The organism is Halococcus salsus (assembly GCF_009900715.1).
In the GTDB taxonomy this organism is placed as follows: Archaea; Halobacteriota; Halobacteria; order Halobacteriales; family Halococcaceae; genus Halococcus; species Halococcus salsus.
In genome coordinates this window covers 11,452-24,703 of record NZ_JAAAJC010000018.1, presented here as the reverse complement: position 1 = coordinate 24,703, position 13,252 = coordinate 11,452, and the positions used below count along the sequence as shown (strand labels likewise).

Sequence of the window (13,252 nt, the reverse complement as noted above, 5' to 3'; positions counted from 1 at the left end):
TCTCCACAGAACTCACATCTCAGAAGCAGCTAACCGACGAGCTTTGTGAGGTACTGATTCTTACTGCCGATACGCGTCGCCAATGCGCCCGAGACAAACATGGCGGCTGCCATCACAAGGAGATAACTCGTGAAAAGCAGTTCAACCATAAAGTGTGAAGCACCCATCGAACTAGCAATCGTCGGAAGGACGGGATCAACGACACCGATTCCGAGAAATGCCATGAACGTTGCAAGTGCCGTTGCAAGAACCGCCGGCGGATATTGCTGAAATTTGCTAAGCGGGTTCACTAACTGACTGGTTAGTTGTAGCGCCCTGATAACCTTCCGGTCGTTAACACTGAGTACATCGATGGAGCGCTCATCGGTTTTTGGGTCGGCTAGTCACTATCTCCTTTCGGTGGGTTTCAAGGGCGGCAATCCAATCAGAATTCCTATCAAGTCAGATCAAGCATTGAGCTGACAACTACTTGGCGGGATCAACTAATTGAACCGGGTGCTGGCTCGACCGCTCTAGCAACGACTCCAACTGTTCAAGACAGGACGTTCCACTCGCTACGACAGTTCGGTTGCGTGCATCCTCGGCTTGGAACTGCGCTTCGAGTTCACTGCCGACATCCATGCTCAATTCGTAGTATTCGCGCTTGTAGCCAAAGGAGCCAGCCATCCCACAACACTCCGTTTCCGAGGTCAAGACGTCATACCCGAGTTCTGAGAGAACAGCTACGGTATGGGCTTCGAGTCCGAGCGTTCGCTGCTGGCAGTGGCTGTGGTAGGCCACTTCTTCGCCGTCACCTCCTCGCAGCTCTCGACCACTCGCCCCGTTTTCGAGCAGTCCGTAAACGTATTCCATGATTTCGTAGCTGTTGTTATCAAGACGTTCTGCGGATTCGTCGGCGAGAAACTTCTCGTACTCACTTGTGAACATAGCGAGGTCGGAGGGCTCAATGACCACTATGTCTTGTCCAGCGTCGATGTGTCCTGCGAGGTCCGCGTAGACTTCATGAGCGTGGCGTTCGGCGGTCTCAATCATCCCCTGCGAGAGCGGGGCACGCCCGCTGGACGCTACCTCGGGGATTTGCACTGAGACGCCGAGCGCTTCCAAAGCGCGAACCGCAGCCTTTCCACGCTCAACCTGTACGTAGTCGGTGTAGGTATCAGGATAGAGCACAGCCTCTCGCTTTGCATCTGCCGGAGAAACGCGCGAGCCACCCCGCGTCTTGAACCACTTCCTGAGCGTTTCGTGGCGGAATTTTGGGAGGTCGCGGCGGCGATCGATTCCCATGAATTGCTCCATGAGCATCCGCACGGGTTTGGTCCCTGCCAGCCAGTTCGATATCGGCGCAGTGGCGCTACCCAGTTTGGCGAGGGTTGCGTAATTACCGAAGAGGCGTTTTTGGAGGTCCATCCCGCCGGGTTCCTCATCGGGTGTCAGCCCCTCTACCAGGAAGTCGAACTCTGTTGCATCCTCATGGTTGATTCGGTCCCTGACGACCGTGTTTATCCACGGGATGTCGATTTTCACGGGGCATGCATTCACGCAGCGCGAACAGCCCGTACAGAGGTCGTTGAACTCGGCGGCACTTTCCTGTCCGTGAACGCCGGCCTCCCAGCCGGTGGCGATACCGCCGGAGTACGTCTCGCCGCCGAAGGCATGACCGCCGACGTGCTGGAAGTTCGCACACGAATTTGCACATGCCGAGCACCGGATGCAGTACAAGGTTTCCCGGAGTTGATCGTCCTCACGCATCTCCATGCGGCCGTTATCGATGAGTACGAGGTGGAAATCACGGTCGTCACCGGGACCAAGTTCACCTTCCTCGCCGAAAGTCGGTGAATCGCTAGGCGGCGTGAAAAGTGATATATAGGAGGTGATATCCTGTCCGGTCCCCGATCGGCCAATGAGTTCGACGAACGGCTGGAGGTCCTCAATGGTTGGAACAAGTTTCTCTACACCTGCGACCGCAATATGGGTATCCGTTGCCTGCACGGACTTGCGGGCGTTGCCCTCGCTCGTGACTAGCGCGAGTGTGCCGGTGTCCGCTGTAATGAAGTTCGCGCCCGTCATTCCAACCTCGGCATCCCTGATCTTCTCACCGAGATACTCGCGGGCGAATTGTGTCAGCTCCTCGGCGGTTTCGAGAGGCTCTTCCGGGTCGAAGTATACATTGAATAGATCCGCAATTTCTTTGCGGGACTTGTGAATAGCCGGCGCGACGATGTGTGAGGGCGCTTCATCGGCGACCTGCAGAACGAACTCGGCAAGATCGGTCTCCCAGACGTCTGCACCGCTGGCTTCGAGAGACTCATTTACCTCAATTTCCTCACTGGTCATCGACTTCGACTTTACAACATTGCGGCCGCCGGCGACCTCGGTTATATACCGGTTTGCATCGGCGGTGTCGTCTGCAAGATAGACTGTACCGCCGTTGGTTTCGACCGCCTCAGTAACCTGGTCAAGGAGTTCGGGTAAGCGTTCGATAGCGTCCTCCTTGATTGCGCGCGCCTCGTCTTTGAGCCTGTCGTAGTCGTCGAGATGCGCGGTGGACTCGTAGCGCCCGTCATTGAATACCTGAGTGTTCTCATGAACGTTGTCGCCCTCTGTGTCGAGGAGGTGGCGGATGCGTTCGGCTTTCTGCTGGCGATTATCGACGCTCATCTACCTGTCCCCCAAGAGAACAACGGTGACGTCCATCGGGCCATGGGCTCCTTTTACGAGCGCGCCCATGTCTGCTGTAGCACTCGGTCCAGTCGCGATGATGGCTTGTCCAGTATCATTACGGATGTCCTCAGCGAGCCGATCAAATGTCGTGTCCATATCTGGGAGGACATCGCTGGCCGCGATGACGGCAACGTGTTTGTCGGCGTAGAGGCTAACCGGTTCCTTGCCCTCAGGGCCTCCCTGGATGACGACAGAGCCATAGTCGGCGATGCCATATCCGGCAGCGGTAACCCCGGTTTCCGCTTTTTCGAGTTCCTGCACTGTCGGGTCGGTCTCTACGGTATCCGGTAGGGAGACATTCTCGAACGGAAGCTGAGCGCCGACTGCGGGAGCGTTGAGAAGCGGGACAAGCGTCGACTCAAATTGGTCGGAAGTCGTCTGAGCGAGGTCAACCCCGAGTTCGTCAAGGGACGATTCGAAGGTCGCGAGTGGTCCGGCTGACATATAAGAGAAATTCATGAAACAGCCTAATGGATGTTTCCCTCTATGGATTTTCATAGCGGAATGTGTCATTATGTTATAACATTTTCCCCCACCGTCTGCGGTGGTATTTGCCGTATGTTATCAGACAAAAAGAAAATTACATGGGGCTGTTGTTCGACGACGAGACATAGTCGAAATTCATAACCATGCCTGATGTACTCACACTGGCGCTCGTCGGTGTCATTCCAATCGGTGTTGCGTTCGTATTGCTCGCTGGGCTCCGATGGTCAGCGGCCCGCGCGATGGGGGTTGGGTGGCTGCTCGCAAGCGGTATCGGACTCACGTACTGGAGTATGGGACCCAATTGGCTGATCGCATCGGCAATCTATGGTGCGCTTCAGTCCGTGGATATCATTCTCATCGTTTTCGGGGCTATCCTTCTGATGAACTATCTCGAAGGTAGCGGCGCCATTTCCACCATTAGATGGTACTTCGGACAAATCGAGGAAGATCGGCGCATACAGGTGTTGCTCATCGGTCTCGGATTTATGACTATCATTGAGGGTGCAGCAGGGTTTGGTACGCCGGGTGCACTCGCCGCACCACTACTCATCGGTCTCGGGTTCCCGCCGTTAGCCGCTGCTGTGTTTGGCCTCTACTTCAACGCCCCGAATCCCCCATTCGGTGCCGCCGGGACACCCGTTATCGGAGGTACTGGCGCTGTCATCGAACCGGCACTGTCTGGTTCGATGAATACCAGCGAATTCCTCTCCATGGTGTCAGGGTGGTCCGGCATCATCACCGGGTTCACGTACGTGTTTTGGGCCCTGCTTGGTGTGTTCTTTATGACCTACTGGTTCGGAAACGCTGACGGCGAACATAGTTTCACAAACGCTGTACGTAGTACCCTTCCTATCGCGCCATTCGCGCTCATCCTCGGTGCCATCACTGGCGGGACACAGATACTGATCGCATGGTTTGTTGGACCCGCACTTCCCGATATTGTCGCCGGGTTCGTGGTGCTCGCGGTCGGCCTTTTACTTGCGAACAATGACATCCTCATTCCTGAGGACGAATGGGACTTTCCCGACGAGTCGAGGTGGAACGACACCTGGCTTGGCGGCCTCGAACTTGATGAAGCCTCACAAGAGCAGCCGAAAAAGAATATGCCCGTGTTGCTGGCGTGGACGCCGTACTTGCTCGTTACGCTTGTACTGCTTGTCACACGGTGGCCAGACCTCACCATCAGTGGTGTCGGTGTTCTCGACTGGATCCAGAGTTTCACTGTCAGTTTGGACTCGATCCTCGGTACAGAGCTGGGATACACTCTCCAGTATCTCTACCTGCCGGGAACAATGCCCTTCATCCCCATCGCGATCCTCACTGGCTTCCTTCACAAGATGGATGTATCCCAAATGGGCGTGGCATGGCGGCGCTCGGTTAAGCAGGTAGTTCCTGCCGCACTTACGCTCATTGTCGCCGTCTCACTGACGCAAATAATGATCCAGTCGCAAACGAATACTCCAAATATCCTTGGCATGATGGAAGCACTCAGCCGTGCGCTCGCAATGGGTGCGGGGGGCCTGCTCCCCATCATTTCACCATGGATCGGCATCATTGGTTCGTTCATGACCGGGAGCAACACCACCTCGAACATCCTCTTCAGCGTACTCCAGTACAACGCCGCCGAGACGGTTGGTGTCTCCCGCACCATCGCTGTCAGCCTGCAGAACGTCGGCGGCGGCATCGGAAATATGGTCTCGGTGCTAAACATCGCTGCCATCTGTGGCGTCGTCGGGATTACCGGTCGTGAAGGCGATCTGTTACGGAAAGCCATCATCCCAATGGCGTTATTCGCGTTGTTCGCCGGCCTGTTCGGGATGCTGCTGACATATGTCTTGGTCCCTGGGCTATTCTGACCTTCAGACGGCGATTTCGGGAACGCTGAAACGTCGGCGGCGTAGTATAGGTACGACCCGACTTCCATATCTGAGAGACATCTGTTCATGCCCAAGACTACTAAAACGTCATTCGATTGTCTCTCTCAGCCATACATAGAGCAGTTAGACCAGCGTGAGGATTATGTAAGCCCGAGTAGTAATCTCTGGCTACTTGGGACCGTGAGAACGCAACTCTCCTTGATGATGCTGCCCACGCAATGACATCCAACTTTGCTCGAGGAAGCGCACAAACAATGGAGGATGCTGTTATGCTCGCTCAGTCCATCGCTGAATCGGGAGCTACTGCACATGCGTTCTCAGCCTACGAAACTCGCCGTAAGGACCGAGCAGATGCAATTGTTCGTCAATCGCGAATGCAGGGACGACTTACGCAAATCCAGAATCCAATCCTCGAACGAGTGTGGAATGCTGCATTCAGATACATACCCAGCTCGGTGTTACGAAAACAGACAGAGGGGATGTACGTAGTCGATTTCTGATTTACAGCAGCTCCTGAGCAGACGCTTGCTATCCGGGGAATTCACACGGTGAGGCCAGGTTTTCTTACCAAACACTCAGATGGGATCCGGTCTGTCGTTAGGTAAGAGTCTAGGTCTTGCGTTACTACCAATGATTATGGCTTCTGCGAAGCACGCACATGCCAGCCTAGACACAAACGACAAGTCGTAGAACCAACAATAATTGTTAAGGGAAATAAGGTCGGAATTCATACGGAAAGCAATATGCAAGATAGCCCTCTGTCGCATGTTTCACGACGAAGAATGCTGAAAGCGACAGTGGGCGCGAGTGCAACCATAGGTCTCTCTGGGTGCACTAGTCTCACTGGGAATGAAAACAATGGGACTCTACAATGGATTGCTGATGCGGACATCGCTGGTGCATCCGGTGAAGTATTACAGGGATTACATGATGCCGGCCTCCCCGAAGACATTCAGCTAGATATCACACCAGGCCCGGCTAGCACAGACCGACGCCAACAACAGTTGGCGCGTTGGATGGATTCCGGACTGAAGAAGCCGGATTTGATACTAGCCGATAGTGGATGGACAATACCCTTCATCGTCCGTAAACAGCTGCTCAACCTAGCGGGGGCCGACGAAATACCGGATTCACTCATCGCTCGTGTCGAAAACAAGTACTTCGGGGCCAGCGTTCAGACCGCTAAGCATCCGACAACCGATGACTTGTATGCGATTCCGCTTTATGCGAACCCATCCGTCCTTTATTACCGAAAAGACCTGGTCGAAAAAGCGGGCTACAATCCAAACGAGGAGAACTGGGCGACCGAATCGACCACCTGGAAGCGATTTTCGCATGCTATCCGAGACGTGCTGGATCAGAACCCAAGTATGGAGTATGGATACACGTTCCAAGCTAATGCGTATGAGGGATTATCATGCTGTGATTTCAACGAATTTCTCTCCTCGTGGGGTGGTGCATACTTCGGCGGCCGCGAAAACCTGTTCGGTCCAGTTGGTCGACGGCCAGTGACGATCGATAGCCAGCCAACGATCAATGCAATTAGGATGGTTCGAACGTTCATCAATGGGCGAAATGACCCCCACTCTCTCCCAGGATACGCTGGAAATATCTCACCGGCTGCCGTTCTTTCGTGGATAGAAGATACCTCCCTTGCACCGTTTAGCAATGGGAATGCTGTTGCGAATCGAAACTGGCCCTTTGCGATTCCAGTCAATCGGGAAGCACTCGGGGACCGATTAGGAGTGATGCCAATACCATACGCTGTACCGGAGAACGACTCTCGTTACAACGGAATCGGAGGTCCAACTGCAGCACTCGGTGGCTGGCATATCGGTATCAACCCCAACAGTGAGAACATCAATCAGGCTGCAAAAGTGCTCCAAGCAATGGCAACCCCCAAGTTTAGAATCACGTTGCTGGAGACAATTGGACAATTGCCACCGGATACCGAATTACTCCAGTCAAAACCGTTCCGCGAGAACCTGGGCCGCTATGCGGAGACGCTGCAAGTTGCTGGTGAAAAAGCCATCCCACGGCCAGTCACCACAATTTGGCCACAGGAATCGACGAAAATCGCCCTCCGCATAAACGGAACCTTTGCCGGTTCGACTGCGCCGGCTAGAGCTGTACAAACATTACAAACAGAGGTTGAATCGATCGAAAACTACAATTCGTGATCGTCCGTGGAGTGGCTAGTGCTCTCCCCTGAAAGGATGGCCGTAGTTTTGTCATACAATGGAGGGACTGGAAACCCATCGATCAGTGGGTCGTCCGTACGAACCATCCAATTCCACAACTCCGAACAGAGTTGGTTTAGTACGTCTGTATCGACATCAGAAGCGATATTTTGTATTTCTCCATCGGTCTCAAGGTCATAGCACTCTATTGGTGGGTGATAGGCGAGACGTGGGTCCTCTGGGGAGACAGTGATCGTATTCGGACGCCACGTCTGACTCGGATCCATGAAAAACGGAGCTTTAGAGAAGTTTGCTACTAGCTTGTATTTCTCAGTGCGAACCCAGCGACGTGGGTCAAAGTAGTCGTGATAGGTCAACTCACCAAATACGCTCTCTCGGTGGTCATACTCAGGGTCAGTGAAGACCGATGCGAATGATTCGCCCTCAAGAGAGTCCGGGATCGGCACCTCGAGGAGATCCAAGAGTGACGGTAGATAGTCTACATTCGAAATAGTCTGTGTGAACTCCCTTCTGCTTGGGATCGAGCCATCCAACCATTGAACTATGAATGCAGTTTCGATGCCAGGGTCATATGGCGAGCATTTTGCGCGTGGGAACGGGATCCCGTGATCCGTCGTGAAAACCACGATAGTATTCGACTCCAACTGAAGCTTCTCCAACTGAGTAAGTATCCGACCAACCGAGTTGTCGACGATCTCGATAGCATGTTCGAAGGCGGCGAATTCCTCCCGAGCGCGTTGTTCATCGACCAGATAGTTGGGGAGAGCGGTAGACTCACTAGCTGATGTAGGAGTCCCCTCAAATCCAGTATCTCTGTCGGGTCTCCGATGGGGGTCATAGAACCCGACCTGAAGATAAAAACTGTCGCTCCGTTCTGCTTGTTGTTTGAGGGCTTTGCAGGTAGTATTCGCTATCTCTTTTGAGTCCAAGCTGGCCGGCATAGTCGCATCGAAAAACGACTCCGGACGCCTGGTGGCATGTTGAACGCCGACGGAAACCGTATTCCATCCCGCATCAGAGAGAATTCCAGCGAAGTGTGACTCGGTAGGGTGTAGATCCCACTCAAATTCGCCGTGAGTCAGTCCCATCACCCCGTTCTGATGTGGGTACCGCCCAGTGAACATTGCAGCTCTGCTGGGGCTACACTGCGGTGCAACGCAGTAGCTGTTTTCGAAACGGGCACCACCGCTTGCTAAGGCGTCTATGTTAGGCGTGTGGAGCTGTTGGCCATAACACCCCAGATGCTGTCCAAGGTCGTGGCAGTTGATGAACAGTACATTGGGATCACCGTTCGATTGTGCCATTGATCCTCAGTGTCATTATAGCTACTTAGTCTGTGGTGTGGGACCAGACACTTTTCGTCCCTATCATCCCAGAGGGTCTACCAGACTCAGAGAATGGGTGAATATTCTCTGACACCCGAGACACCCCTATCGACTTGTTCACGGGGGATGCTCCGAGGTACTACCGGTCGAGGGTTAGTATCTTCACATTCCGAGAACGGATTTGTCAAGGGCAAATGTACCCCCTGGCACACCCACCCCTATCGATTTGTTCTTGGTAAGGAAAAGCCATGGGTGGAAGAACAACCACAGAATCTGCAATAGGCTTGCTTATTCCAAGCAGTAATACTATGTGATTTTCTAGCCCCGCTCAAAACAAATCGATAGGGGTGTGTTCTTCTAGTAATTCAGAACACTCTAGCTAGAATAGTAGATAAAAAGAAAGGAGAGTACGTCCAGTAATACTCCTAAATGGAAAGTAGACATCCCACGATCCAATTTGCCAGATCTCTCTTCCCCGGTTGCTTCCCAGTGAGAACAAATCGATAGGGGTGAGAGGGTGTGTTAAGAGACCTCGACTCGCTCGAAACGAATGGTGTAACATATCGTTAGAGGTTGAGAAGAACGATGATGTAACTATCTAATATCTACCCCTCAAAGCCTATATCGATAGAAAAGATATCGATAGGGGGAGTCTTTTAGTATATTGATTGAGTGGGGTGAGACATGCCCATGGATTCTGGTTCCGAGGAATCCTCGTCGTCGACAGGTTCAATCAAGGATCTCATTCTTGAGCAGGACAAAACTGCAAGTCTCATCAAAAACCGTTCCCTTCTTGAACCGAACGAAATCGTTGATGAGGAGCGGATCGTCGGTCGTGATACCCAACTTACCGATATTACACAGCACCTTCGTGTTGCGATCAGCAATGAGCGGCCACCAAATCTATTCCTCTATGGACCATCCGGAACCGGGAAATCGCTCATTATCAATGCTGTTTGTCAGAACATCGTTGAACTCTGTGAGAGTCGTGATATTCGATTCGGAGTTATCCAAATGAACTGCCAGAACGTCGGCACTCTAGGCGCAGCCGTCTACGAACTCATTCGGAAGGTAGCGAATGATACTGGGGCGACTATTGATGTCCCAGAACACGGTATTCCGAACAAGAAAAAGTGGCGTGAACTCTATCGTCTCATCAACGAACACTACGATATAGCTGTATTCATCCTTGACGAACTCGACATGCTTGTGGGGCGCCGCGATAAGGATGAACCAGCCTTCTCACGCCTCCTCTATCAGCTCTCTCGTGCGGGAAGCACTAACGAGATCGCTGCTCAAGTTTCCGTAACTGCCATCACAAACGATACGAAGATGATGGAGAGTGTGGGTAGTCGTGCTCTTAGTTCATTCACACCAGAAGACGTACACTTTAGCGACTACGATGCTAATCAACTTCGCGAGATTCTCTGGGCTCGAGAGGACGCTTTTCGTGAGGATGCACTCAGCCAAGACGTGATCCCACTTGCTGCGGCATTTGCCGCGCAAACCAATGGAGATGCACGGAAGGCTATCGATCTCATGCGAACAGCGGGATCACTCGCAGAAAAGATAGGCGCGGATAAAGTCCGCGAAGAACATATTCGAGAAGCTCAAGATAAGGTTGAAAAAAATCGCGTCCTGGAAGTTACTCGTGGTATCAGCACCCAAAAGAAACTCTGCCTGTTTGCAACTGCGGTTGTGGCGTCTGAAGCAGGCACTGGTGCGGCAAAGAGTCCGCTCGGGTACCGAGTCTATCAGTACCTAACGGATATCTTGGGCTTAGACCAATACCATCAGGAAACATACGTGAACAAAATGAAGGAACTTACGACTTATTCACTTGTAGAGACAGAACGAAAGAGCCAGGGCCCACATTCGGGCAGTTACCTTGAATTCACGTTCGGTGAGAATCCCGAAACCATCATTGAAACCCTTCGCGAAGACTCGCGGCTGAAAGACGCACATGATGACGAGCTGCGTACAGTTGTGAACGCACAAATTCGCTGATGGACCTCTGTTCGAACAAAACGATAGAGGTGAGAGCAGGTGACAATGACTAGACTTTGAGATTCGTAGGAACAAATCGGTAGCGGTGGGTCTGTAAATTGTGAGGGGCCTTCACACAACAAATCGATAGAGGCGACTCTCCACAAACAAATATCAATTTGTTTGGGTTCGAACCGGGTCCCGTTCTCAGCTATGTAATCGGAGGATGTCTTACTAAACATCTATAGCTTCATCTCAAACGCGATGAATAAGCTGACATCTTCTCCGGCTTCAGGGCGAGGCTTTGTGCCTGTCTATTAGGTTTCGACCCATTCTAACTAAATTCGGAAAGCTCGGTCCCTGCTGAACCCAATGGCTCTAAATCAAGCGCAATTGAATTCGAGTTCTTTCTCGGCGAGTAATCATTTTGCATGGTCAGTGACCGATGACGCGACCAGAATCCCGCGAATCGACCTCGCAGTTCGGCGCCTCGACATACCTATCCAGATGCCTAGCAGCATCTGATCCGGCACGACGACGCTTGAGTTCTACTGTTAACACGTCGTTAGCATCCTTCCCGCAGATATCGCTCGCTCCAGCAACCGCCTCGCGCTCGGTCATCTGCGGGACGAATCCCTCTTTCAGTAGCTCCAATTTAAATTCATTTCCAAGGCTAGACCCGGTTCAAGTCGCTTATATTTTACCTGACCTTACCCAGAGGATGCTATGGAGGCACCTGATGTCGACGAACTCCTTCCACCCGATCGAACATTGATGGGGCCCGGTCCGAGCGAGGTCCACCCGCGTGTACGGCGAGCGATGAGCACGCCGTTAGTCGGTCATCTCGATCCGGCTTTCGTCGACCTGATGGACGATGTCCAAGAACTGCTTCGGTACACTTTCCAAACCGATAATGAATTCACGATTCCGGTGAGCGGCACGGGGTCGGCTGCGATGGAGAGCGCAATCGCGAATCTCACTGAACCCGACGATACGGTTCTGGTTCCGGACAACGGGTACTTCGGCGACCGGATGGCCTCGATGGTTCGACGGGCTGGCGGTTCGGTCGGACGCGTTGACGCTCCGTGGGGTGCGCCGCTCGATCCGGACGATGTAGCCACAGCGTGTGAAACCCACGACCCCGATGTGGTGGGGTTCGTCCACGCTGAGACCAGCACCGGCGTACTCCAGCCGGACGTGCCAGCTCTGACTGAGATCGCCCACGACCACGACGCGCTCACGATCGCAGACACCGTAACGTCACTCGGCGGGGTGGAACTTCGAGTCGACGAATGGGGGATCGACGCGGCGTACTCAGCGACGCAGAAATGCCTCTCCGCCCCGCCTGGCGCGAGCCCGCTTACCCTCTCCGAACGCGCTGTCGAGAAGGTCACGAACCGCGACGCCCCGGTCCGGTCGTGGTATCTCGACCTCTCGCTGCTCGCCGACTACTGGGGCGAAGAGCGTGCATACCACCATACTGCGCCGATCACCAACGTCTACGCGCTCCGCGAGGCGCTTCGACTGGTGGCCGAAGAGGGGCTCAAAGCACGCTGGGAACGCCACGAGCGGGTCGCAGGTGCGCTACGGGACGGCGTTGAGGCGATGGGGCTCGAACTCGCGAGCGAGTCGTGGCTTCCGAGCCTGAACACCGTCGCGCTCCCCGAGAGCGTCGATAATGGAGCGGTTATCGATCACCTGCTTTCCGAACACGGGATCGAGGTTGCAGGTGGGCTCGGCGACCTTGCTGGCGACGTACTCCGAGTCGGGTGTATGGGCCGTTCCGCCCGACCGGCGAACGTCCTCGCAGTCATAGCGGCACTTGGTGATGCGCTTGCGGCCCAGGGTAGTGAGATCGATGTGGATGCCGGACTGGCGGCGGCACAGGGCAAGCTTTGACATCCTCCCCACGCTAAAGGACGAGGATTCCCATACCCGCACCGTTGTGCTGGGTTAGGCGTTTCAGGTTCGTGGACGAACGTTTGTGCGTCCCTTGGGAGTGCCAAGCCCCCGGTACCTCTATTGTTCGGGACGCTATATACGAACGCAGCCTTTCGGTGGGGCATCCGAGTGGTCGTCATTTGCCCCGACTCGATTCGGAGGTGCTTCGTCCGCACCGTCCCACTACCTTCTCTCGAGCGGGGATGCGAGCGATCCCTATGATTGTTCGGATTTCGACTCACAGGAGGCCGCTCAGCAGGTCTACGATAGCGACCCCAGCGATCCGTCGGGTCTCGACGGTGACGGCAACGGTGTAGCCTGCGAATCGCTCTAATCGGGTTCACGGCCGTTTCCACGCTCAATACACTACAGCGAGCCGTTTGGAGCGTTCCAGTATAGTTTAGGCGAGAACCCTGCATTGGAGACGTCTCGGGTCAACGCAACTGATATATCACCGTCTACATCTTTTGGAACTTCGAACGGCAGCCACCGCTCGTGGGCCACATTAGGAGCCACTGCTATCGAGGAATACTCATTGGTTCTGAGTAATGGTATATTTACTGGATAATACCGGTATTGCTAATCCGGAGGACGAATCTACTGGAAATTGGAGGGGTAGAGAGGCTATCGGCTGTGTTTTCAAACGAGAGGTATACAGTTACAGTCGCATTTTGGTCTATGGGCGAATGCCGGTCAACAGTGAGGTTTATCGGAT

Annotated in this window: 10 protein-coding genes; 5 read left to right on the top strand and 5 right to left on the bottom strand. The window is 53.7% G+C overall.

Annotated elements, in window-relative coordinates:
- Positions 1 to 29: 29 nt before the first annotated feature.
- The 3 genes from GT355_RS18705 to GT355_RS17270 all read right to left on the bottom strand — a co-directional run bounded on the left by GT355_RS18705 (position 30) and on the right by GT355_RS17270 (position 3,165).
- Positions 30 to 290, bottom strand: a complete 261-nt coding sequence (locus tag GT355_RS18705; protein WP_420825984.1) for an MFS transporter — start codon at positions 288 to 290, stop codon at positions 30 to 32.
- A gap of 175 nt (positions 291 to 465) precedes the next feature.
- Positions 466 to 2,658, bottom strand: a complete 2,193-nt coding sequence (locus GT355_RS17275; protein ID WP_160135762.1) for an LUD domain-containing protein — start codon at positions 2,656 to 2,658, stop codon at positions 466 to 468.
- Positions 2,659 to 3,165, bottom strand: coding sequence for a LutC/YkgG family protein (locus tag GT355_RS17270; protein ID WP_160135761.1), 507 nt, complete (start codon positions 3,163 to 3,165; stop codon positions 2,659 to 2,661).
- 185 nt (positions 3,166 to 3,350) lie between these two features.
- Between GT355_RS17270 and GT355_RS17265 the strand changes: the two genes are divergently transcribed.
- Together GT355_RS17265 and GT355_RS17260 are read left to right on the top strand one after the other, a co-directional pair.
- Positions 3,351 to 5,063: an L-lactate permease gene (locus GT355_RS17265; protein ID WP_160135760.1), complete on the top strand. Its 1,713-nt coding sequence runs from the start codon at positions 3,351 to 3,353 to the stop codon at positions 5,061 to 5,063.
- 806 nt (positions 5,064 to 5,869) lie between these two features.
- Entirely contained in the window at positions 5,870 to 7,264 is a 1,395-nt protein-coding gene (locus GT355_RS17260) for an extracellular solute-binding protein (RefSeq protein ID WP_420825985.1), read from the top strand.
- Here the strand turns inward: GT355_RS17260 and GT355_RS17255 are convergent.
- Positions 7,252 to 8,589: a sulfatase family protein gene (locus GT355_RS17255; protein ID WP_160135758.1), complete on the bottom strand. Its 1,338-nt coding sequence runs from the start codon at positions 8,587 to 8,589 to the stop codon at positions 7,252 to 7,254. The genes GT355_RS17260 and GT355_RS17255 overlap by 13 nt on opposite strands.
- Before the next feature lie 705 nt (positions 8,590 to 9,294).
- On the opposite strand from GT355_RS17255, the gene GT355_RS17250 reads away from it, so the two are divergent.
- On the top strand, positions 9,295 to 10,617 hold the full coding sequence (locus GT355_RS17250) for an orc1/cdc6 family replication initiation protein (protein WP_160135757.1): 1,323 nt from the start codon (positions 9,295 to 9,297) through the stop codon (positions 10,615 to 10,617).
- A 414-nt stretch (positions 10,618 to 11,031) separates the two neighbouring features.
- Here the strand turns inward: GT355_RS17250 and GT355_RS17245 are convergent, their stop codons facing one another.
- Entirely contained in the window at positions 11,032 to 11,217 is a 186-nt protein-coding gene (locus tag GT355_RS17245; RefSeq protein ID WP_240145883.1) for an endonuclease NucS domain-containing protein, read from the bottom strand.
- 105 nt (positions 11,218 to 11,322) lie between these two features.
- On the opposite strand from GT355_RS17245, the gene GT355_RS17240 reads away from it, so the two are divergent.
- Together GT355_RS17240 and GT355_RS18400 are read left to right on the top strand one after the other, a co-directional pair.
- Positions 11,323 to 12,495, top strand: coding sequence for a pyridoxal-phosphate-dependent aminotransferase family protein (locus GT355_RS17240; protein ID WP_160135756.1), 1,173 nt, complete (start codon positions 11,323 to 11,325; stop codon positions 12,493 to 12,495).
- An 85-nt stretch (positions 12,496 to 12,580) separates the two neighbouring features.
- Positions 12,581 to 12,871, top strand: a complete 291-nt coding sequence (locus GT355_RS18400) for an excalibur calcium-binding domain-containing protein (RefSeq protein ID WP_338036203.1) — start codon at positions 12,581 to 12,583, stop codon at positions 12,869 to 12,871.
- Positions 12,872 to 13,252: the final 381 nt, after the last annotated feature.

What these genes read in the sequence shown, in the direction of transcription:
- GT355_RS17240 (WP_160135756.1), top strand. Translation starts at nt 11,323, where the DNA reads ATGGAGGCACCTGATGTCGACGAACTCCTTCCACCCGATCGAACATTG.
- GT355_RS17275 (WP_160135762.1), bottom strand. Translation starts at nt 2,658, where the DNA reads ATGAGCGTCGATAATCGCCAGCAGAAAGCCGAACGCATCCGCCACCTC.
- GT355_RS17245 (WP_240145883.1), bottom strand. Translation starts at nt 11,217, where the DNA reads ATGACCGAGCGCGAGGCGGTTGCTGGAGCGAGCGATATCTGCGGGAAG.
- GT355_RS17250 (WP_160135757.1), top strand. Translation starts at nt 9,295, where the DNA reads ATGCCCATGGATTCTGGTTCCGAGGAATCCTCGTCGTCGACAGGTTCA.
- GT355_RS17270 (WP_160135761.1), bottom strand. Translation starts at nt 3,165, where the DNA reads ATGTCAGCCGGACCACTCGCGACCTTCGAATCGTCCCTTGACGAACTC.
- GT355_RS17255 (WP_160135758.1), bottom strand. Translation starts at nt 8,589, where the DNA reads ATGGCACAATCGAACGGTGATCCCAATGTACTGTTCATCAACTGCCAC.
- GT355_RS17265 (WP_160135760.1), top strand. Translation starts at nt 3,351, where the DNA reads ATGCCTGATGTACTCACACTGGCGCTCGTCGGTGTCATTCCAATCGGT.